The following is a 22279-nucleotide window of genomic DNA, read 5'->3' as shown; positions in this document are numbered from 1 at the left end:
AGTATCTGTTTGCATAGCATAAGGGCTTTAAGTATAATTGCCACCATTAAATTAAGCCGTAAAGTAAGGAGCAAAGGTGCGCATATCTGCACGAAATAAAAAAGGTTTTACGCTAATTGAACTACTAATCGTTATGGTTATTTTAGGTCTTCTAGCCTCCTTAGTTGCGCCAACGATGTTTTCGAAAGTTGATTCTTCCAAGCGTAATACAGCTGTAGCACAAATGCAGATGCTAGCTACGTCTTTAGATGCATTTAGACTAGATGTAGGCAGGTATCCTGAACGTTTAGATGAGCTACTTGGATCTGATAAACGTGGTTGGGATGGTCCTTATTTACCTCGTGAAGTGCCTTTAGACCCTTGGGGCGCTCCTTATGTATATCGTTTTCCTGGGCAAAGTGGTGCATACGACTTATTAAGCTTAGGTGCAGATGGCCGCGAGGGTGGTGAGGAAGACAATGCCGACATTATCAACCGTTAATGGTGCCGTTAAGGCTAACAATGATGGACGGCCACTTGGTATAGCCGAACATATTTTAAAGTTAGCGTTAGTAACTGAGCTGCAATTACAGCGGGCTTTAGATTACCAAAAGCAACTTGGCGGTAGAATAGAGCATATTTTAGTTAACTTGGGTATTTTACAAAAAGACGAGTTAGCCGATATTTATGCGTCTTACCTTAAGCTTCCGGTGTTTGAGTCTTTAGCTGAACACTCTGAGCTGGATATCGAATTTTTAAATACCTTTGATCTAGACGCTAGCTTTAAAGCTGGCGCTTTACCTTTTTTAATGGCCGATGATCAACTACATTTAGCGGTGATTGATCCTTTTGTATTAGAGGTTTATAACCTTTGGCCAGAGTCTATCTACAATTTATCTATTCATTTATGTAAACAATCGCAGCTAGATGCCTTGCGTGCTCAGCTTTTGGCAAAAAAAGTGTCAGAGCAGCATCAAATGCAAGATACTGGCTCAGAGCTAGAGCGGTTACGGGAGTTAGCCTATGGTGCGCCTACGGTTAATTTAGTGAACAGCTTAATTGTTCGTGGTATAAAAATGCGTGCCTCAGATATGCATATTGAGCCATTAAGTGGCCGCTATCGGGTGCGTTATCGGGTTGATGGTATCTTACATCAAAGTGATACTATTCCTTTAGATTTACAGCTTGGTGTCGTGTCGCGGATTAAAATTTTAGCGGGTATGGATATTGCCGAGCGCAGAAAGCCACAAGATGGCAAAATAGAAACCAGTGTTGCTGGTAAAGAGCTTGATATCCGGGTGTCGTCGTTACCGCTAGGTGAAGGCGAAAGTATGGTAATGCGTTTCTTGTTAAAAGAGTCGGTTAACTTTTCTTTAGAAGCTGTTGGCTATGAAGATGACTTAATTGAGCTGATAAACCAAGATTTAAAACGGACCACCGGCGTTATATTAATGACAGGCCCAACGGGCTCGGGTAAAACCACCAGTTTATATTCGTTTTTAGCTAAGCTAAACCAGCCTTCGGTAAAGATTATTACTCTAGAAGATCCTATAGAGTATCAGTTAGAAGGCATTAATCAGGTTCAAGTGAATACCGATATTGGCTTTGATTTTTCACGCGGCTTAAGAAGCATTGTCCGTCAAGATCCCGATATTATTATGGTGGGTGAAATACGTGACCAAGAAACTGCGCGTATTGCTATGCAGTCATCGTTAACTGGGCACTTAGTGTTTAGTACTGTGCATACTAATGATGCACCTACAACCTTTACCCGTCTTATTGATTTGGGTGTAGAAGAATTTTTATTAAATGCCTCGGTTATTTCTATTATGGCCCAGCGATTAGTGCGAACTATTTGTACTCACTGTAAAACAACAGATGAAAACGAAGCATTAATTATTAAGCATCCAGACTTACAACAGATGCTAGCGGGTTTCTCTGCTACGCCTGATATATGCGTAGGTAAAGGCTGTGAGCGTTGTGGTGGTACTGGGTATTTAGGTCGTGTTGCTATTTTAGAGTATCTGCCTAATGACTATGAAATTCAGTCTATGCCTAAAGATCATAACTTTCTTAAATCTGTGCGTGAATATCGTGAGCGCAAAGGCTTAAGAACCTTAAAGCAAGATGGTTTATTAAAGGTGTTGCGCGGCATTACCACCTTTGATGAAGTGATGCGAGTAGCCGGTTAATGTTAAGCTGGGAATTTGAAGCGATAGATGGCCAAGGCTCGCGGGTAAAAGGCCGAGTTCGTGCGGCTACTGAAACCGATGCTTTAGGTTTGGTTATTGCAAGGCAATTATCGCCTTTACAGGTTAAGCAGTTAAAGCCGGATGCTGGGCTATTTAATAGTATATCTGCGGGTGATTTAGAGCAAATTACTGTAGAGCTGTCTTTGTTACTTCGCAATGGCGTTCAGCTAGATCGCGCTTTAGATATGATGTCGCAAGCTAACCCAAATCCGGTTGCGGCTGAAATGCTAGGCTCGATGACAGAGCAGGTAAGAGGCGGTAATCCTTTACATACTGCCTTTGCTCAATTCCCACGTTATTTTAATACCTTATATTGTGAAATGGTTCGTATTGGTGAAGAGTCTGGTCAGTTAGCGGTTACACTAGAGCGGCTAGGTCATAACCAAAAATTTCAAAATGATTTAAAAGGTAAAGTGAACCAAGCCATGATTTATCCTGGTTTTATTTTTGCGGTTTGCTTAGTGTCATTGTTTGCTATTTTTAACTTTATTGTGCCGAGTATGGAAGGTCTATTTGCCAATATGAAAGATATTCCGGCCTATACCGCCTTTTTATTAGACAGTAGCGCTTGGATGCAAGATAACCAGTTTACCTTACTTATTGCTATTGTCGGGTTTGTATTTTTTATTGCCATATCTTGGCGCAAACCTTGGTTTCAAAGTTTTTTATCTGCAGCGTTAAGAAATACGCCTTTAATAAAAAATGGTTTATTGCTAAGTGAGCGTATTCGTTTTATTTCTGCCATGCAGTTAATGTTGCAAAGCGGTTTACCTTTAGCTCAAGCATTGGGTTTTTCGGTGGCTATTGCTAATGATAATAAAATTCAAGGCCAGTTAAAGCGAGTAAGAGATGAAGTGTCGCAAGGTAAAATGCTATCAGACTCTTTAGCCGCAACGGATATTTTAGAGCCGGTAATGTTGTCGCTAGTGAAAGTAGGCGAAGAGGGCGGCAATTTAGATGTGGTTTTTGGTGAGATGAGCGAAAGAGCGCGTTGGCGTTTTGAGCAATGGGCAATGAAACTGACTAGTATGTTAGAGCCCTTACTGATTATTGTTATGGGTGGTCTGGTAGGTTCTGTGGTGGTTACCATGCTGCTAAGTATCGTTTCGACATCAGATGTTCCGTTTTAATTCTCGAGGGTTTACATTAATAGAGCTACTGATTGTTATGGTACTTATGGCCCTTAGCTTAAGTATTGTGCTTCCGCTGACTGTGAAGCAAGTAGAGTCAGCAAAGCATAGATCAGAGCGTCAATTGAGTGCGCTTTTTATTGAACAAATGCAAAATAGCAGTTTCTTTTTATCTCGGCCTGTAAAGATAAGCGTTAATGGCAAAAGCATTAAGGCCAAAAGTAAGCAGTTTGAACAGGAATTAACACTTCAATATACCTCTTTTGCCGAAAAAACACTTTCGGTATCACCCGACGGGATTGTAGATCCTATTTCTTTAGAGGCGTATATAAACGGCCAAGCATGGCAATTGGTGATAGATGATGAAAAAGCATTATGGTCTTACCCTGATTGAAGTGCTTATAGCATCAATCATTTTGTTTATGACTTTAGGTTTAGTTGCTGTAGTATTTCAGCAAAATTTTGCTACTCAACTGCAATCAGTAAAATATATAAATAGCTTAGCGGACTATAACACTATACAAGCAAATATTCGTTATGAGCTAGAGCAGAAAAAAGTTAAAGGTGATATTACAACCGTAAACAATAAATATAGCTGGAAAGCAGAAGTTATAAGTGCTGCGCCGGAAATAAGGGGCTTTAGTCCCGAGACAGGAGCTAAGGAAACAGGAGCGGGTTTTTTAGTGCTTTATAACATCACTATTTCTAGTGAGTCTGCAATTACCTACGACTTTAGGCAAACAATATGGCAAATCAGCGTGGATTAACTTTATTAGAAATGCTCATAGCCACCCTAATACTGACGGCAGTTTTGTCATTAGCCAGCGGTGCTTATTCATTTTATGTGGTGGGGTTTAATAAGTCGCAGAATCGTGTTAAACAACAAATGCAACAGGCTAAAGCTGGCTTAGCTTGGCAAGAGCAACTTTCGGCTGCATTTAATTATGCGGTGCCAGTAGAACCACATGTTGTTAAAACATGGTTTAAAGGTGACAAGGATAATGTATCGTGGGTGACAACAACAAGCATGCAAGAGCAAGGTAAAACAGCAGTAGCTTGGTTAGGTGTCATTGATGAAGTGCTAACTTACTGTGAGCGTTTAATTATACAGAAGTTATTAATAAATCCTGAATTCAACCCTGAAAAACTTTGTGAAACGTATAAGAAACCAATTAAACCAGTTAAAAATATACGTCTTGAATATTATAGTTGGCCTTCAGCACGAGATAGACTAAATGCAATGTCTGACTCTTACCAAGGTATTGTTGCGCATAACCCTGCTTGGTTTAACTCTGTGGATGGTTTTGATACAGAATTACTACCGCTATTTATTAAGTTGAGTATCGATGCAGAGCAAGAGTCAGAGCAAGAGCCTGAAATAGTGTGGGTTCGACTTGAAAACGCAGATATGCAGCGTGTTAATATTTTTATGAGTAGAACTGATGGCTAGATTTTTTTGCAGTATTAAGCAACAAAAAGGTGTGGCACTGATTTTAGTGCTAATGCTAGCAGCTGTTATTGCAACTGTAGTGACTGTGTATCAGTATAAAAGTAAAGCTAATATTGGGTTAGCTCAACAAGCAAAAAACAGCCTGTTAGCAAGGGCTGCGGTTGAATCAGCTAAAGAAGAGCTGATATATCTTTTGCAAACAACGCCTTTATGGGCTGAACGTCCTAATAAGGCTCGCTTAGCTGAACTAGAGCTACCTGAAAAATTTAATTTTTGGGGTACTCCATTTACTTGGAATAACGCCCAAGTTCAAATTTTTGATACAGCATCAATGGTGCCGGTTCATCCTTTTGAGCCTAGATTATGGCTTAATTTTTTATATCGTTTTAATGTTGAAAACCCAGATCATGTTGTAGCAGCAATTGAAGACTGGATTGATGCAGATGACTTTTTACATCTGAATGGCGCAGAAAAGCAAGATTACGCTTCTGAAGGGTTGCCAAGGAATGGTTTACCACAAACCACAGATGAATTAGGGCTAGTAAAAGGCTTAGAGAAAGACTGGTCGCGTATTGGTCCCTATGTTACTTTTATGGGGAGTCATGTGATAAACTACGAGTTTGCACCAGACGCCTTGTTACCAGTACTGCTTGGCGATTATCGAGCAGAGCAGTTTATGAAAATGCGTAATGGTGAAGAAAATATAAGTAGTGATGATTTGATGGTTGAGCGCTCAGAAGACATGATGGTGTATTTAAGTCGAAGATTAAAAGTCAGTATTGATATTACCATTGAAGATGCGGCATATAGGCAATCTTTTGTTGTAATTAAAGCTAACAGCACCAAGCGGATAAGCTATGTTGCAGAAAAACAACCCGGTTATATAGGAACCGACTTCAAGTGAAAGCATTATCAAAGATGTTTACAAGACCGCGACAGCTAAAAGGTGAAAACAGTAAAAATAGCAAGTTCCTTTCAGCAAGCCAGCGTATACGGGTATTACCTAAACAGCAGTACACTGAGTTTCAGCGTTCTTATAAAGCAGCTTTGACTGATTTACCTAAGTTGATTCGTAATGAACTAAAAGTGCTAGCTAGTTCAGGTTCTAAAGCTATTTGGAAAGTTCAGTCGAATGAAAATGGTCGGTATCAAGTGCTATATGCACTGTTACCCGCAAAAGTGATAGCTGATATACCCAACGGCTGGCATATTCTTATTCCTGAAACTTGGCTGCTTTATCGTTTGTTGGTAAAGAAAAAGCTCTATAAAGTTCAGGCTAAAACTCCGTATTGGGCATGGTTAGCCGACTCTAATCAATTGCATTTAACACCTATTCAGGGGTTAATGGTTAACCAAAGTTACTTTTTAGATGCGTTAGGTGAAAATAGCAAAGGTATAAATCCTGAACTGCTAACTTTGCCAAGCAGTTTACAAATGCAAACTTTACCGCTTAAATGGTGGGAATTGGTTGGTTGTATAGTTCGTACTTCTACTAAGCAAGTAAAACAAGCTATAGACTATAAAAAAATCGGTGGTTACTCAGCTGCTTTAGTTGCTATTTATATGATGTTTATATCGGCAGGGTTAACTTGGCAAGAAAATCGGCTGCAAGTGCGAGTTAAACAATTACAAGCTGAAGCCAGCGCTTTATTTGATAAACAGCAAGCGTTAGATCACAAAGCAGAAACAATACAAACATATCGCGATCTTTATAAACGGCTACCATCAGCAAGTATGATTTTACATACACTAAGCACTCAGCTAGCTGATGATGCAATATTAGATAATATTCAACAAAGCGGTTCTTTATTGCAAATTCGTGGCACTTCACCATCGGCGGTAGATGTTATTAGTAAGTTGAGTGGTAGGCCTGAATGGGCAGAAGTAAAGTTTGACCGCAGTATACAAAGCAATAATAAAGGTGGTGAAACTTTTACTATTAGCTTAGTTTATCAGCCAAAGGCAACTCAAGTTACCTCGGAAAAAACAACACAGAGCATGCAGCAAGAGGTTAATAATGAAAAATAAACCTTTGTTAATAGGCATTGTGATTGTTTTGGCGTTGGCGAAATTTATATTAGTGCCTTGGCTTGATTGGGTTACTTTAAAAACACAAACCATAAATCAACTAAGTCTTAATGAGAAACGTTTATCTAATGTGCAACAGCGTTCTACTGTGTTAATAGCTCAAGAAAAAGCGATAGATGATAATTATGCCCAATTAGAGCAAGCTTGGTTTTCTGCTCCTGAAAGTCAGTTGGCGATAAAAGTATTAAAGCATATAGAGGCAGAAGCAAAAGCGGTAGGTGTAGAGCTAACTACGCGTAATACAGGCCAAGTAAATAATAAAGGCGCAACCACTTTACCTGCGAGCGTATTTGTAAAAGGTAAGCCTCAAGATATCTATCGTTTAATTGCTGCTTTAGAAACAGGTAAACCAAGAAGTTTGTTTGCTAGTATACGTTTAATAAAGAGTAATCGCGTTGCATCCGATATGACAGGAATACTTGAAATATTAGTACCGCTCAAACCCGAGGTTGCCAATGAAGATTAAATTTAATCGTCAAGAGATCTTAGTATTGGTAGCAGTAATGGTAGCAATGCTGATTCATTTTATTTCTGTTGTACGTCAGACTTATGTAACGCCTTTAACCGGACGTGATATTGATAAAGAAGTTGCACAAGCCATACAGTTTGGCAGCTTAAAAGATACCCAAGCTAGTAGTGAGGCATTTAGTTTACTGTTTGGTGTTACGCCTGTTTTGATAGAAGAAAAAAAACTTGAAAAACCTAAACAGCTGACCTTAAGTGACTTATCTCCTAAGCTTGTGGCAATTGATGAGGTTAATGGTAATTTAACTGGGCGAATGGTTGTTGATATGAGCATGCTTAATAAGAAAAGCTCTGGTATAGCTACTACTTCACGTTTAATCACAGTGACTGTTGGTACTGAAGTTTATGGTTATAGTTTAATTGAGTTAACCAATAATACCGCGCTGTTTATGCCGAATAAACAAGAAGTTGAACATGAGCAAGAGTTGCCACAGCTAAGTCTGAATTTATTTAAACCACAGACCAAGTAATCATTTACCCTTTAATCGTAGGTATAGTAATTTAATGAGAATCAAACACAAATTTATCAAGCCATTAGTTATACTCACACTAACTACGCTTACTGTGTCTTGTGTGTCAACCGAATCTAATGATCATAAAGATAAGTTAAAAAGTAACTTCAGCATTAATGAGTCTTTTTTAAAACAAGAGCAAGCTATAGTATCAAATAATGCAGTTGACAAAAAAGAAGCTGATTTACAGGAGTTTGCAGAGCATCAGATCGATAGTATGGGGGCGATAGAAAGAGGATCGCCTTTATTAACTCAGTTGCCTCATTTCGCAACTAGTGCACCAATTAAAGTGGCTGTTAATGAGATGGAAGTGCCACAACTAGCTCATTATGTTTTTGGTGAGTTGTTGTCGCTAAGCTATGTTTTATCATCTGAAGTTGAACAAATGCGAGAAAAATTGGTACTTAGCATTCAGCAAGATGTGAGCCCGCAGGAGTTATTTCAAATAACCCGTCAGGTGTTAAGCCAGCAAAAAGTTGAGGTGTATACTAAAGATAACATTATCTACGTTAACAAAGCGTCTAACCGTGTACTTGATCGCTCTATAGGCATAGGCCGTAACTTAGAAGATTTGCCTGAATCTGGTGACGATGTTATTCAATTAGTACCCTATGTATATAATTCATCTCGTTCTATTATTAGCATTTTAGGTAAACTGACTAACGCTAAAGCCTACTCTGATAATACTAATCGATTATTAGTAATGGAAGGTAAAAGAGCTGATATAGAGCGTGCCTTACAAATAGTGAATATGCTAGATGTGCCTCATGCAAGAGGGCGCGATATACGAATGCTTAGTATGGTGTATTTATCACCTGATGCCCTTATTGGGCAAATGGAAGAACTTATGAAAGCAGAAGGTCTTCAAATTGGTGAAGATATTGCTATGGTACCAATTAATAGACTAAATGCTGTTGTTGTTTATTCTGGAAATAGTACTTTAGGCGACCGCGTTAGTATGTGGGCGCGTATGCTCGATGTGGCAACTGGTGGTGAAAGCGAGCGAATGTATGTTTATCGGCCTAATTTTGCTAAAGCAAGCGATTTAGTTAAAAGTCTTCAAGCGGTTTTAGGCTCAATGACGAGTGGTATTGTTAATAATAACCCCAATCAAGCCAGTGGCAACATTGCTAGCACTAAAAGTGGAACCGGTAGTATTAGGATCACCGCTGATGAGAGTCAAAATGCGATTGTTATAAACACATCACCGAGTAAATACCAAGAGGTGTTAGCTTTATTAGAGCAGTTAGATAGGATGCCAGGGCAAGTAGCTTTACAGGTGATTGTTGCAGAAGTTGAATTGTCAGACAATGTATCTGCAGGTATAGATTGGTTTTATGATTCTAAAGCTAATCATACTAAATCTGCTACTTTAGGCTTAAAGTCTACTACAGGCTCATTATCATTTTTAGGTTTTAATGGTAACTGGAACGTAGCTTTACAAATGTTAGCAAGTAAAACGAATACTCGTGTACTAGCTAGGCCCTATTTGGTAGTGCGAGATGGCGAAAGTGCCAGTATTAACTCAGGACAACAAGTGCCAATTATTACTGAGTTTAGAGAATCAGACTCTTCTGATAATGTGCGAACAAGTGTACAGTATCGCTCTACTGGTATTTCTTTATCTGTTACGCCTATTATTAATGCCGACGGTGTAGTGAGTTTACAAATATCGCAAGAAACGTCAAAAAGCAGCCCTAATACTCTGTCGAGCATACCTTCTCCGACTATTACTTCGCGCAGTATTAGCACTAATGTTTTAGCAGGTAATGGCCAAACTATTATTTTAGGTGGTTTGATTCAGGAAGATTTAAATGAGAATGACAGTAGAGTTCCTCTGTTAGGTGATATACCCATTTTAGGGAGATTATTTCAAACTAAGGGTAATGACTTTTCTCGTTCTGAGCTAATGGTGCTAATTACACCAAGAATAATTAAAGATACTACAGAGTTAGATGAATTTGGGCGTAAGCTATCTGAGTTATATAGTTTTCCAATAAACCAATAACTGAAATAGCTAGGGCTAAGTGTTAAAAAAACAAGCAATTACAAGGTTTTTTTTGAAATAATAATGTTGACTGTTAAGGTTAAACAACGTTATGATTCGACACGTTGAATAAGCTTCGGTGGCTTTTGCAGGTGGTGAACGCATGCAAGCACCGACTGCTGTACTAAAGTCGCAGTTGAATTCAATACCTTAGGTAAAGTGTTGAAATACACTAATTACCTAGGAACACGTGTTCCAATAAGCAGTAAATTGCTGCTTAAAATATTTCATGGAGTAAAACGGAATGAAAAAACTTAATAAAGCGCTTATTTCTACTGCAGTGTTAGCTGGCTTATATGCTGGTAACGCATTCGCAGGTACAGAGGCGTGTTTTGAAGTATATAAAGGTGGTGACGGTTTAGTTCCACATGCTTTTGACAAAACTTACGGTTTAGCATCTTGTGTTGCAGTTCGTGGCGGCGCTTCAGATACCGACTTAGAAGCAATCAATGAAACTAAAATTGCTTATGAATTAACAGGTAATTTAGTAGTAAGTTTTGATGATATCGATGGTACTGGTGCTGCTACTGGTGAAGACCAACACATCATTTATATCCCTACTACTGATATTCCATCAGGCACAGAAATTCGTATGGAATTAACTGGTGCTAAATTTCACGGTAACGCTAACCAAATTCACTTAGTTAAAGAAGATTTAGATAATGCTGGTACTTTTGTTGCTGTAGCCTCTTCTGACGGCGTTTTAGATGGTACTGGTGCTGTTACTTTCTTAACTAAAGCTGGTATTACTATTGGTGCTGGTACACGTTTAGCGTTTTCATTAATTTCTAGTGGCACTGATTTAGCAGATATCGTTCCAGTAGGTTTAAAAATTGAAAACACGACTTGTACAACTGCTGAATCTAACCAGTCAGTAAGTATTCGTGCTACTTATGCTAGAACAGACGGTGGTACAGGTTTTAATATCGAAGGTGGTGTTTCTAAAGTACAAAAAATTATCGATATAACTCCGCAATTCTATGCTTTACATGGCGGCACTACAGCTGAAGTTGAAGTGAACGCAGAAAGTGCTGATAGCGCTGGTGCAGCTGTAGTTGCTCGTACTGAGTTTGTTTATGATGCATCTGATGTGACTAACCAGTTAGTTGCTAAGCAGCACGAAGCTGTTTATAAAACAGCTTTCTATGACCGTGCGCCTGTTTTAGATCGCGCTGTTGTATTACAAGTTGATGACTACCTAAAAACTGCTTTTGTTGCCTCTTCTGACCCACGTTCAAACGTTGAAATGGGTTTATGGAATGCACGTTTAGCAGCAACAGGTGTTTTAGATACTCAAGAAGTTGTTGAATCAGGTATCCTTTGGGGTGAGTTTGGTACAACTTTAGCTACCGCTACAGTGTATGACACTTATGCTACAGACGTGTTCACACCAGATGCAACTGGCGGTGACCCAGAAGTTAACCCTGCTGCAGTAGGCACAGTATTAGATGGTGCTTTATACAACGAAATGTATTATGTTGTTACTAATACATCTCCAGCTGATATCATGAACTTTAACTACAAAGTTAACACGCACTACACGTTAGACTTCGATGATGCTAACTTGCTTGATCACTGTGAAGCGAACAAGTTAACTCACAACATCGGTGTTAACGGCGCTGTATTAAAAGTACCTTATACCTTTAATGCAGAAGGTAACTTCGTTCGTATTACTAACGAGCATAGCGAAGCTGCTGAAGTAACTGTTGATGTTTTCGGCGAATCAGCTGATGGTACTGTTGCTAACCGTGCTGTTGAAGCTGTATCTTTAGGCCAAGTACCTGCTAAATCATCAGTAGTTTACTTTATTCCTGACGTAATTGCTCAAGCTGAAACTGAAGCTGGTTACTTAGGTGCTGACGGTGGCTATGCTGCTGGTGCAACTGGTGTTGAAACTAGCTCACACGACAGACGTCAAACTATGACATTCACTGTTACTGCTCCTCGTGACAAAGTTCACGGTTTCGGTGTACAGCGTTTATCAACTGGCGACCGTGTAACTCCAGTATTAGACTTAAACGACTGGAGAGAGTAATAACTCTTTTTAGTTAGTTAATATTAAGCCCTCGTTATCGAGGGCTTTTTTAATTAAGGAACATAAATGAAGTTAATAAAAATTGTTTTTGTACTGTTAGGTACTTTATGGCTGCAAGGTTGTGCATCCCCTCAGGAAGCTGAAATTAATGCTCTAAAAGCCGAGTTGGCAGAAGTAAAGCAATTACAGGCTCTAATCGCCCGTAAAATAGGTATGGGTGATCGCGTAAGGCCTGACTCAATTGAAATGGCGGACGGTATACGTGTTGGAAGCAACAACGCCAATGTAGCCATAATTGAATTTACAGACTTACACTGTCCGTTTTGCAAAAAATTTCATGAAGAAGTATATCCAGAGTTAAAACAAGCGTATATCGATACCAATAAGCTTTTATTTGTAGGCCGTGAATTGCCATTACTGAATTTACATAAAAATGCGGGTATGGCAGCGGTAATTTTACGCTGTGCAAACCAACAAAATAAATATGCAGAGGTTAAAAATGAGCTGTTTTCAATTGGTGCCTCAGGCTTAACTTTAGATTATCTCAACACGATCCCAGATACTTTTTCTTTAGATAGCGACGCATTTCAACATTGCTTAAAAAATACTGATGTTCACAATAGCGTTACGTTATCAGCAAAATATGCCAGTGAAATGGGGTTAGGCGATACACCAGCCTTTGTTATAGGCCGTATTGATGGCGATACTGTAACTGACTATGAAATTATTGTTGGTGCAAAAAGCGTAGAAGAGTTCAGTAAAATTATTGATGAGCTAGCAAAGTAAGGCTAGATTTATTATATAATACTCTCTAGTTTTAATACTTTGTTATCTTAGTGTGTTAAACACTTGGTTTGGCAATCTTAGTCTGCTTTTAACGATGCATCTTGACCATAGTAGTACATCTTAGGTTCAGTTACAGGATGTAAACTATGGTCTTTATGTTTAACGGTAAGAGTATAAGGCTAATTACTCAGCAATAGTCTACACTGTATTGAGACTAGTTTGTTTTGTGCATTAAGTATAAAATGGCAGCTTTGTAATTTATGTTATCTCCTTTTTGTTTTATCAAGCATAAACTAAACACGGGGCTGTTCCATGTTGGCATTTCTATTAGGCTTACCTCGCTATATTAAGCGCGCAATTTCGGTATTATTTGATGTTGTGTTTTTAAGTTGTTCTTTCATTGGTGCTTATTTTCTTACTCAAGGTACAGATTCTTATCAAGCAACTAGTATTGCACTTGCCTTTGTTATCACTTTACCGTTCACATTATTGCTTTTTGTTAAATTAGGGTTGTATCGGGCAGTTATTCGTTATATTGGCCAGCATGCCTTAGGTGCTATATTGGCTGGTATTGTAAGTAACGCCATTATATTAGCCTTATTATTTAAAGCCTTTGACGTTGAAGATAAGGGTAACTTAATTTTTGTTTACGCTATTTTATCTTTAATTAGTGCAGGTGGTATTCGCTTATTGGCCAGAGTGTTTTTGGTGCAACGTAATAATGGCCACAAAGAACGAGTATTAATTTACGGTGCTGGCTCATCTGGGCGTCAGCTTGCTCAAGCTTTATTTAATGGTGAGCAGTATCATCCAGTGGTATTTATTGATGACGATACAACTTTGCAGCGTTCAACAATTTTGGGTATTCCGGTTGGTAATCCTTCAGCTATAAATATTTTAGTTAAAAAGAAAAATGTTAGTCGTATTTTATTAGCCTTGCCTTCGGCTTCGCGCTCACGTCGGCGTGAAGTATTAGACTCGCTAGAAAAGTTACCTATACCTGTGCAGTCTATTCCTGGTATGAGTGATTTAGTTGATGGCTCAATGAAGATTGATGAGCTACAAGATGTTAAAATTGAAGATTTATTAGGCCGTGAGGCAGTAGCACCACAAACTAAATTACTGGAAGCCAATATTCGCGGTAAAGTGGTTATGGTAACCGGAGCTGGTGGTTCTATTGGCTCAGAGTTGTGTCGGCAAATTTTATTATGTGCACCAAAAGCATTAGTGTTGTTTGAGCGCTGTGAGTTTAGCTTATACACCATAGAGCAAGAGTTAAGTGCAACCATAGCTAGGCAACAGCTAGAGATTAAATTACTACCTATTATGGGCTCAGTGCAAAGGCGTGAGCGGATGCAGTCTGTTATGTCTGCTTTTATGGTAGATACGGTATACCATGCTGCGGCTTATAAGCATGTGCCGCTGGTTGAATATAATATTGTTGAAGGCGTGACTAACAACGTTTTTGGCACCTGGTACGCGGCTGAAGCCGCCATTGCCGCTAAGGTAGAAAACTTTGTGCTTATTTCAACTGATAAAGCGGTTAGGCCAACAAATGTAATGGGCGCGTCGAAGCGCTTAGCAGAGTTAGTATTGCAAGCTTTAGCTAAGCGGCAAACAAAAACCCGTTTTTGTATGGTCCGTTTTGGTAATGTATTAGGCTCTAGTGGCTCGGTAGTACCTTTGTTTAGAGAGCAAATTCGCCGTGGTGGCCCTGTAACGGTAACTCATAAAGATATTATTCGTTATTTTATGACTATACCCGAGGCGGCGCAGCTAGTTATCCAAGCTGGTGCTATGGGCGGCAGTGGTGATGTATTTGTGCTAGATATGGGCGAGCCGGTAAAAATAGCTGATTTAGCAAGGCGAATGATCCATTTAATGGGGTTAGAAGTAAAAGATGAAGTTCATTCCAGTGGTGATATAGAAATACAATACACAGGGTTACGCCCAGGTGAAAAGTTATTTGAAGAGTTGTTGATTGGTGATAATGTTCGAGATACTGAGCATCCAAGAATTATGGCGGCTGATGAGGTGTGTTTAACTTGGCCTGAAATGGAAAGGGTTTTGTTGCAACTAGATGCTTACTGTAGTGACTTTGCTGTTCAAGAAATAGTTGACTTATTGCAAGCAGCGCCAACGGAGTTTAACCATTCAAGTGTGACTGATTTGGTTGCAAAAGCCAGAAAAACAGAAGTAATAGATATTAATGCACAGTTGGCAAAAAAAGCTTTGGGTCAGTAGCAGGCTTTTAGCTTTAAAATCGTTAAGAGGCTTAAAAAAATAGATAAGTTAGTTGAGTATAGTAGTCTTTTAGTTTACTCTTAACAGTAATTGTAAGTTTAAATTTGGCATAAGGAATTAGTGATGAAGAAATTAGTTATTGCCGCTTCGGCGTTGTTGTTATCTTTAGGTGTTAACGCTCAAGATGATAAAGCAGGTGGTTTTTTTGCCCCTGGTAGTACTATTGGTGGTGTAGCCACTACAACAGTAGCAGCTGGTGTAGTAGGTGTGGCTGTTGTTGCTGCAATAGTGTCTAACAGTAGCAGTACTTCAGTGGTAACCCCAGTTGACCCAGTAGAAACCTGTAATACAGGTGATGCAGCTCCCGTAAATGGTATTTGTACAGGTACCACTACTACTACTGTTACTGGTACGGGCACCGGTACTACAACTGCGACTGTAACCTTTACTTACCCTGCAATTGTTCAGTAAGTTTTAAGTCGTTTAAAAAGCCGCCACAGGGCGGCTTTTTTATTGAAATATTAATATTAAAAAGTAGTAAATCACTTCTTTAATATAGTCGCTTTTAGGGTAATATTTATACTTTTTTAGGTTGGGTATTCTATGGTTTTGCTGAAATGGTTGGCAGCTGCAGCTGTAATAATAAGTCTAACGTCATGTGCAGGTACTTATCATTCGTATAAAGACACGCTACAACTAGCTTTTACTCGCCAACCTGATGCCAGCTTAACCTTGGCAGAGGTATCTAACGCAGACTTTGACTTCTTATATGTGACTCACGGTGACCGTCCGCAAAGTGTTATGGCGTTAATGTTTGTAGAGCAGGGTGACTTAAAATGGATTTCTTCTGACCAAGCTATGCTTATTACCAATAATGGCCGTATTACCAAAACCTTAGGCTTTAGTAATGATTTACTTAAGCTAACAGCTACAACTACTGATCCTATTGCTAACTGGCAAGCTATAAACGAACAAAGCCATTGGCAGCGCCTAGTTGATTGGCGTGCAGGTGAGTATGGCTATAGCGTAAGCTCATCTTTTAAGGTGGAGACAGGGCATACCATTAATGTTTTTCAACAAGATATTGCAGTAACTAAGGTAATTGAATACTTAGATTATGCTACTCCTGCTAACTTTTTGCGCTTCGATCAACGCTGGCAAAATATATTTTGGTTTGATGCCAGCAGTGGTGTTCTGCTGCAAAGCCAGCAACAATTAGCCCCCTTTACTGAGCCTATGCAATTGATTTTTGTTAGTAAAGTAGCAAGAGAGCTAGCTAAGCAGGCGCAGCTAAGTAAAGCGGTGAAAACGGAGCAACCAGCAGCATGAAATTTGTAATAGCTATTATGGGGTCTTTATTTCTGTGCATTGGTTTAATGGCACAAGCGGAAGTAAAGGTACAGATAAACCAACAGCTTTATATTTATGCTGCTGAACAACAATCACAAATACCTCGGTTGGCAGATGTTTTAGCGCCTGTTGCCTTAACTGATAATTGGTACTGGCCCGCATCAGCTTTGTTTAAAACCGATGACAACAGCGCCCAATTACTGCAGCAGAAAATTTTACAACAGTTAAGCCAGTTGCAGCACGACTATGCAACTGATGCTGATGTACAGCAAGCTTTAAACAGTATGACAGCACAAATACAAGCTTGGTCATTAGCGACTAGGGTGTTAATCCCTATAGATTACGACTTTGCTAGAGCAAAACCGTCGCAAAATCCGCGTTTTATACCAGGCAGTTACCTATTACAGCTTTATAAAAGGCCCAGCCAATTAAGCGTATTTGGCTTAGTGCAACAGCCAAGTCGTATTAGCTATAAAAATGCAACTAAGGTAGGCGACTACATCTCAGATATTTCGCGACTAGCTGCAGCTGATAAAGGCACTTTATATGTAGTGCAACCTGATGGCCGTATTATCAAAGTAACTCTTGGTGCTTGGCAGCAGCAAAAAATTGAAGCTATGCCAGGAGCGCAATTATTTGTGCCTTTTAAACCTGCGATGTTCTCTGCTAAATGGCAGCAATTAAACCAAGATATTTTAGCATTAGCACGTCATAGGGTTTTATTATGAAAGCTAGAAGTTTTAATACGCCTAGTGTAAAAGCTAGACGCATTTCGTTATTAGCCTCAGTTATAGGCTGTGCTGTTTGTTCATTTAATACTATGGCGACTGAGCAGGATACGCCATCGTCTGTAGTAAAGACCTGGCAGTTACCAGCTAGTGGTGTTTCGCAAATGGTCCATGGTGGTGTCGGGCTTATTCAAACCCCGACTGCACGTATGGCTGAAGCTGGTGATATGACGATTAATTATACCGATAACGAAGAGTATCGTTTTTGGTCTGTTAGTTTACAGCTATTTGACTGGATGGAGTCGACGGTGCGTTATACCGATGTTCGCACTCGGTTATATAGCAACTCACCTGGATTTAGTGGTGATCAAACTCTTAAAGACAAAGGTATAGATGTTAAGTTTCGTTTGTGGCAAGAAAGTACTTATTTACCACAAGTTTCTGTGGGCTTTCGTGACTTTGGTGGCACAGGTTTTTTTGAAAGTGAATTTTTAGCCTTTAGCAAAAAGTGGCATGACTTAGATTTTCATCTTGGTATTGGTTGGGGCTATTTAGGTAGCGCAGCTAATATTAGTAATCCATTTTGTGAAATAAAAGATAGCTTTTGTCAGCGTCCTGGTGGCTTTAGTGGCTTAGGCGGTAAGATTGATTACCAGCGTTTCTTTAAAGGGCCAGCTTCTGTATATGGCGGCATTGAGTACCAAACCCCTTGGCAGCCGCTAACTTTAAAGCTGGAATATGAAGGTAATGACTACAGCCGTGATAGAGCAGGTGAGTTAACCCAAGATAGCCGCTGGAACCTTGGTGCTGTATATAAGTGGAATAATTTTAGTTTTGATCTCAATTATCAGCGAGGTAACACTCTTGGTTTTGGGGTGCATTATGCTTTAAACCTACACCAGGCTAAACAGGTTAAAATTAAACCAGCTATGCAGCCTATACCACAAGTTTTAGCAGAGAAAGTTAGCATTACTGATAAAGATATAATCCCCAGAATGTTATTAACGGAAGCAGGTTTTTTATTGCAAACCTCTAGGGTGACGGATGATGAATTTATTATTTATGGTCAGCAACTAAGTTACCGTGATGATGCAGAAGCAACAGAGCGGATAGGCCGAATATTAGTTAATGAAATCCCCAGCTATATTAAAAGGATTAGAGTAGTCGAATATGCGGGCAATTTAGCTATGGTTGAAAAGGTGATAGAGGTTGAGCCTTTTATAGCTGCTGCCCGTTATGATGTGTTAGAGCCTAATGTCCTTTCTACTTATGTTAGGCAAAACCCAGATGAAACCATATTGGCAATGGCAGATATCCCTTATTCAACTGGTTTTTATACCAGCATGGAAGCCTTTTGGATCCAGACCTTTGGCAACCCTGAAGCATTTTATATGTATCAAGGAGGGGTGTTTTTAGGTGGTGGCTACCGTTTAGGTGAAAACTTTAGTGTTAATGCGACTGCCAAAGTTACTTTATTAGAGAATTTTGATAAGTTTAATTATAAAGTTGATGCGCAGGATACTGGTGTGCATAGGGTACGTACTTATATACGTGAGTATGTAACAGGCAACAGGGTAAGTATGGAAAACTTATATCTGCAATGGCAAGATCAGTTATCAACTAATGTGTTTGCTCAAGTGTACGGCGGCTATTTAGAAACTATGTATGGCGGTGTAGGTGCAGAAATGCTGTATCGTCCGGTAGATAGTAACTTTGCTATAGGTTTTGATGTTAACTACGTTAGGCAGCGCTCTTACCATAATGATTTAAAGTTTTTTGATTACAATGCTTTTACCGGCTTTGTTAACCTATATTGGAAACCAGAAATACTGCCTAATACTCAACTAACCTTTAATATTGGTCAGTATTTAGCAAAAGATAAAGGGGTGACTATTGAAGCGGCCAAACGTTTTGATAGCGGTATTGTCGTGGGCGCTTATGCGGCATTAACTAACTTATCGGCCGAGCAATATGGGGAAGGAAGCTTTACTAAAGGCTTTTTTGTTTCTATACCCTTTGACTTGTTTTCATTACGGCCAGCTAAAGGCCGAGGACGCTTACCTTGGGTACCTATTGCCCGCGATGGCGGCCAGAAGTTAAATAAGCCAATTAACTTGATTGATGCCACTGAAAGCCGGTCGCCATTTTTTGATTAAGAAACCGCCCAGCAAGCAGTGACGAGTTTGCTGGGCAAGCGGTGACAAGTTACCTTTGGTAACAGTGACGAGTGACCGCAGCAAAGCTGCTAGTTACCGCTCACTTTGTGAGCTAGTCACTGTTCGCCCTGCGAACTAGTCACTCACCACTAAACACTCACCACTAAACACTCACCACTAAACACTCACCACTAAACACTCACCACTAAACACTCACCACTAAACACTCACCACTCACCACTCACTTCAACCCTATTCCTGCCATTACTCTTCGCTGCATATAACGCCGTATCAGCGGCTTTAATCAGCTGACTAGCTTTAGTGTTTTTATCGGCTATAAGGCTACAACAGCCAATGCTAACAGTGAGTAGCTTGCTAACATCAGAGTGTTTGTGTTCTATAGCTGCTTCTTGTAACAATTGTTGAATTTTCTTACTCACATTCATAGCGTCTTCTAAACTGCTATCGGGCAGGATAAGGGCAAACTCTTCGCCACCATAACGAGCGGCTATGTCACCTTGTCGTTTTAATACTTCGCTTAAGCAATTGGCTAGGGTTTTTAAAGCATCATCACCCGTTTGATGGCCGTAGTAGTCGTTGTATAGTTTAAAACGGTCAATATCTAACATGACTAAGCTTAAGGGGGTGTTGCTGCGGGCGCTACGCTGTAGTTCTTGTTGTAAGCATTGATCAAAGCGGCGACGGTTAGCAATGCCTGTCAAGCCGTCTTGCATGGCTTGTTGCTGTAGGTCGGCATTAGCTAATAATAATTGTTGTTGCATGCTGTGTAGTGACTGGCGATAGGCGACACTTTGTAAAGTATTAGCGATCATTTCGCCTACTAATTTAAGGCGGCGTAAATCATTGCTGGTCCAGTTTCGGGTGCGGCCAATCATATCGCAGCCGACAAAACCAATAAGTTTATCACCAGCACGGATGGCACAGCACAGAATAGATTGAATATGCTCCCGGACAAACTCAGCTTGTTCAGCGTGCGCTTCTGCTGGTAGCTTAGAGACATCACTAACATTGAAAATAAAGGTTTCTTGCATAGTTTTATAAAAATAAGGCAGCGCATGTTGTGGAATATTTTGTAGCTCGTCTTTATGCGCAGTTACGCCTTGGCGCACCCATTCATGAGTGTTACTCATTTCGGTTAATTCATCATTAAACTGGAACATATAAGCGCGATCGGCTTGGCAAAATTCACCCACTGCAGCTATTGCATCATTAATATGGATATCAAGTTGATGTTCTTGAACGTTAATGAACCCAGTTGAAATGAGCGAAATTAACTTATCAAAAGCCAAAGCTTCATGCACTTCGTCAATATAAAGCGCGTTATCATGCTCGATATGACCTAGTTCAGCACGTTGTAAGCTAATAACAATGCTTTGGTGTAACGACAATGGAAATTCAACTAAACGGCTATGCAGTTGATAGCTGCTAGCCTGCTTAGCTAGATATACATGCTGTTCAATTTCATTGCCACTTAAGGCTTGGATTAAAGGGTTATTAAACAAACCATAAGGGTGATGGGTATTTGCATAACAAAGTGTAAGGGTTTTAATAGTGTCTAAGCTGACGACTGATGAGATGTCTGTTTTGTTTTCTGAAAATAACCGTTTTGCAGCAAGGTTAATAAAAATATTAGGGCTATTAATATCTTTATATAATACCGGATAAGGTAAGGCATCTAATACTGGCCAAAAATGCGGCTGCTCAACATCGGTCATAGTCATCTCATCTGAGTATTTGCTTTAGCATTGTCATTAAGGTGTTCTATTTTCTTAGGCTGCCACTTTAAGTTAAAGTGGGCGTTGCATACAAAAATATTGATATTATAGTCAAAAATTTATAAGCCCTGATGCTACAGCCTTTTTAAGTTATAAAAAAGTTATCTACAATAACGATGGCACAGTATAGCAACTTAGGTTATAGAAATATAAATTTTGTAAGTTAGTTATTGTTTTACATTTCTATTTACAGTCATTAATTCTAATTATTTCTCCTAGTAACCTTGGCTTAGCTACTTTATGCTGACGTACTATGTAATTAAAGCTAATAGTGAGAGAAAGTATGGAGAAGTTAATTTTATTACCTGTATTTGGTCAAGTGTTATTGACCAGTATAGTGATGATCTTAATGGGTAATAGGCGTATTAAAGCCGCTAAAAATAAAGAAATATCTCTTTCTGCTTTTAAAACCATGAACTTAACCGGTGCTAATGAACAAGTAATAGCAACTAGCCGCAACTTTGATAATCAGTTTCAAATGCCAATGCTGTTTTTATTTAGTGTGCTTTTTATCTTGCAAACTAATTTTGCCGACTTAGGCTATGTAGTTATGGCGAGTGCTTTTGTATTGTTGCGACTTGGCCACACTATAGTGCATATAGGCAGCAATAATGTTCGGCTGCGTTTTAATATTTTTTTACTGAGTTGTGCAGTATTATGGGCAATCTGGTTAAGATTAGCTTGGCAGTTATTTGTTTAACGCTTATTTGTGTTATAAAGGGCTCTGAGCCTTTGATAAGTATTTAATAGTGCTAAGCTACTTATTGTTATTTGCTAGCGGGTTTTTAGCGGCGACGTTATTTCCGGCTTCGTCTGAAGTGTTATTATTAACCCTTTATCATCAAGGGTATCAGCCAGTATTGCTTTGGTTAGTGGCGAGTTTTGGTAATACTTTGGGATCTTGTGTTAATTGGTGGCTAGGCAGTAGGTTAAGGCAGTTTTCAGCTAAGCGTTGGTTTCCTTTTTCAGCTAAGTCATTAGCAAGAGCCGAGCGTTTATTTCAGCGTTTTGGCCTGTTAAGTTTATTATTTGCTTGGTTACCTATAGTGGGTGACCCTTTAACCTTAGTGGCAGGCGTATTGCGTGTTCGCTTTAGTTTGTTTTTAGCCTTAGTGTTATTAGGTAAGGCTGCCCGTTATGCGCTGTTATTGAGTGTAGCTGCGCATTGGTATTAACAGCAATTAGCAAGGCAACTTTTTGT

The 22279-nt window shown here is 39.4% G+C and carries 21 protein-coding genes; 20 read left to right on the top strand and 1 reads right to left on the bottom strand.

The window, feature by feature from the left end:
• The first annotated feature begins 76 nt into the window (after nt 1-76).
• The 18 genes from gspG (at nt 77) to RDV63_RS12035 (ending at nt 19282) form a co-directional block, all read left to right on the top strand.
• Nucleotides 77-481, top strand: coding sequence for a type II secretion system major pseudopilin GspG (gene gspG / locus RDV63_RS12120; protein WP_313909751.1), 405 nt, complete (start codon nt 77-79; stop codon nt 479-481).
• Entirely contained in the window at nt 459-2171 is a 1713-nt protein-coding gene (locus RDV63_RS12115; protein WP_313909750.1) for a GspE/PulE family protein, read from the top strand. Before gspG ends, RDV63_RS12115 begins: the two co-directional genes overlap by 23 nt.
• Nucleotides 2171-3361 (top strand): type II secretion system F family protein, encoded by a 1191-nt coding sequence (locus tag RDV63_RS12110; protein ID WP_313909749.1) that lies wholly within the window; start codon nt 2171-2173, stop codon nt 3359-3361. The genes RDV63_RS12115 and RDV63_RS12110 overlap by 1 nt, the downstream gene beginning before the upstream one ends.
• Entirely contained in the window at nt 3348-3755 is a 408-nt protein-coding gene (locus RDV63_RS12105; protein ID WP_409934836.1) for a type II secretion system protein, read from the top strand. The genes RDV63_RS12110 and RDV63_RS12105 overlap by 14 nt, the downstream gene beginning before the upstream one ends.
• The gene (locus RDV63_RS12100; RefSeq protein ID WP_313909747.1) at nt 3724-4128 is read left to right on the top strand and encodes a prepilin-type N-terminal cleavage/methylation domain-containing protein; all 405 of its coding nucleotides are present in this window, start codon (nt 3724-3726) and stop codon (nt 4126-4128) included. The genes RDV63_RS12105 and RDV63_RS12100 overlap by 32 nt, the downstream gene beginning before the upstream one ends.
• Nucleotides 4107-4811 (top strand): prepilin-type N-terminal cleavage/methylation domain-containing protein, encoded by a 705-nt coding sequence (locus RDV63_RS12095; RefSeq protein ID WP_313909746.1) that lies wholly within the window; start codon nt 4107-4109, stop codon nt 4809-4811. Before RDV63_RS12100 ends, RDV63_RS12095 begins: the two co-directional genes overlap by 22 nt.
• Nucleotides 4804-5715: a type II secretion system protein GspK gene (locus RDV63_RS12090; protein WP_313909745.1), complete on the top strand. Its 912-nt coding sequence runs from the start codon at nt 4804-4806 to the stop codon at nt 5713-5715. The genes RDV63_RS12095 and RDV63_RS12090 overlap by 8 nt, the downstream gene beginning before the upstream one ends.
• The gene (locus RDV63_RS12085; protein ID WP_313909744.1) at nt 5712-6839 is read left to right on the top strand and encodes a PilN domain-containing protein; all 1128 of its coding nucleotides are present in this window, start codon (nt 5712-5714) and stop codon (nt 6837-6839) included. Before RDV63_RS12090 ends, RDV63_RS12085 begins: the two co-directional genes overlap by 4 nt.
• Nucleotides 6829-7365, top strand: coding sequence for a hypothetical protein (locus RDV63_RS12080; protein ID WP_313909743.1), 537 nt, complete (start codon nt 6829-6831; stop codon nt 7363-7365). The genes RDV63_RS12085 and RDV63_RS12080 overlap by 11 nt, the downstream gene beginning before the upstream one ends.
• Nucleotides 7355-7894: a hypothetical protein gene (locus RDV63_RS12075; RefSeq protein WP_313909742.1), complete on the top strand. Its 540-nt coding sequence runs from the start codon at nt 7355-7357 to the stop codon at nt 7892-7894. Before RDV63_RS12080 ends, RDV63_RS12075 begins: the two co-directional genes overlap by 11 nt.
• Nucleotides 7895-7997: 103 nt before the next feature.
• Nucleotides 7998-9944, top strand: a complete 1947-nt coding sequence (locus RDV63_RS12070; protein WP_313909741.1) for a secretin N-terminal domain-containing protein — start codon at nt 7998-8000, stop codon at nt 9942-9944.
• A gap of 283 nt (nt 9945-10227) precedes the next feature.
• Nucleotides 10228-12018 (top strand): hypothetical protein, encoded by a 1791-nt coding sequence (locus RDV63_RS12065; RefSeq protein ID WP_313909740.1) that lies wholly within the window; start codon nt 10228-10230, stop codon nt 12016-12018.
• Between the two features lie 66 nt (nt 12019-12084).
• A complete protein-coding gene (locus RDV63_RS12060; protein WP_313909739.1) occupies nt 12085-12804 on the top strand; it encodes a thioredoxin domain-containing protein in 720 nt (239 codons plus the stop codon).
• A gap of 312 nt (nt 12805-13116) precedes the next feature.
• Nucleotides 13117-15048, top strand: coding sequence for a nucleoside-diphosphate sugar epimerase/dehydratase (locus RDV63_RS12055; protein ID WP_313909738.1), 1932 nt, complete (start codon nt 13117-13119; stop codon nt 15046-15048).
• A gap of 123 nt (nt 15049-15171) precedes the next feature.
• Complete coding sequence (locus tag RDV63_RS12050) at nt 15172-15519, top strand: hypothetical protein (protein ID WP_313907502.1); 348 nt, start codon at nt 15172-15174, stop codon at nt 15517-15519.
• Nucleotides 15520-15651: 132 nt separating this feature from the next.
• Complete coding sequence (locus tag RDV63_RS12045) at nt 15652-16377, top strand: YjbF family lipoprotein (RefSeq protein ID WP_313909737.1); 726 nt, start codon at nt 15652-15654, stop codon at nt 16375-16377.
• On the top strand, nt 16374-17126 hold the full coding sequence (locus RDV63_RS12040) for a capsule biosynthesis GfcC family protein (RefSeq protein WP_313909736.1): 753 nt from the start codon (nt 16374-16376) through the stop codon (nt 17124-17126). The genes RDV63_RS12045 and RDV63_RS12040 overlap by 4 nt, the downstream gene beginning before the upstream one ends.
• Nucleotides 17123-19282, top strand: a complete 2160-nt coding sequence (locus RDV63_RS12035; protein WP_313909735.1) for a YjbH domain-containing protein — start codon at nt 17123-17125, stop codon at nt 19280-19282. Before RDV63_RS12040 ends, RDV63_RS12035 begins: the two co-directional genes overlap by 4 nt.
• Before the next feature lie 227 nt (nt 19283-19509).
• Here the strand turns inward: RDV63_RS12035 and RDV63_RS12030 are convergent, their stop codons facing one another.
• The gene (locus RDV63_RS12030; RefSeq protein ID WP_313909734.1) at nt 19510-21018 is read right to left on the bottom strand and encodes a diguanylate cyclase domain-containing protein; all 1509 of its coding nucleotides are present in this window, start codon (nt 21016-21018) and stop codon (nt 19510-19512) included.
• Nucleotides 21019-21361: 343 nt separating this feature from the next.
• On the opposite strand from RDV63_RS12030, the gene RDV63_RS12025 reads away from it, so the two are divergent.
• Both RDV63_RS12025 and RDV63_RS12020 read left to right on the top strand, forming a co-directional pair.
• Nucleotides 21362-21778 (top strand): MAPEG family protein, encoded by a 417-nt coding sequence (locus tag RDV63_RS12025; protein WP_313909733.1) that lies wholly within the window; start codon nt 21362-21364, stop codon nt 21776-21778.
• A gap of 49 nt (nt 21779-21827) precedes the next feature.
• A complete protein-coding gene (locus tag RDV63_RS12020) occupies nt 21828-22253 on the top strand; it encodes a YqaA family protein (protein WP_313909732.1) in 426 nt (141 codons plus the stop codon).
• Nucleotides 22254-22279 lie beyond the last annotated feature (26 nt).

It is taken from the genome of Rheinheimera sp. MMS21-TC3 (assembly GCF_032229285.1).
Taxonomy (GTDB): domain Bacteria; phylum Pseudomonadota; class Gammaproteobacteria; order Enterobacterales; family Alteromonadaceae; genus Alishewanella.
The sequence above is the reverse complement of the archived record's forward strand: the minus strand, read 5'-3'. Positions and strand labels throughout refer to the sequence as shown.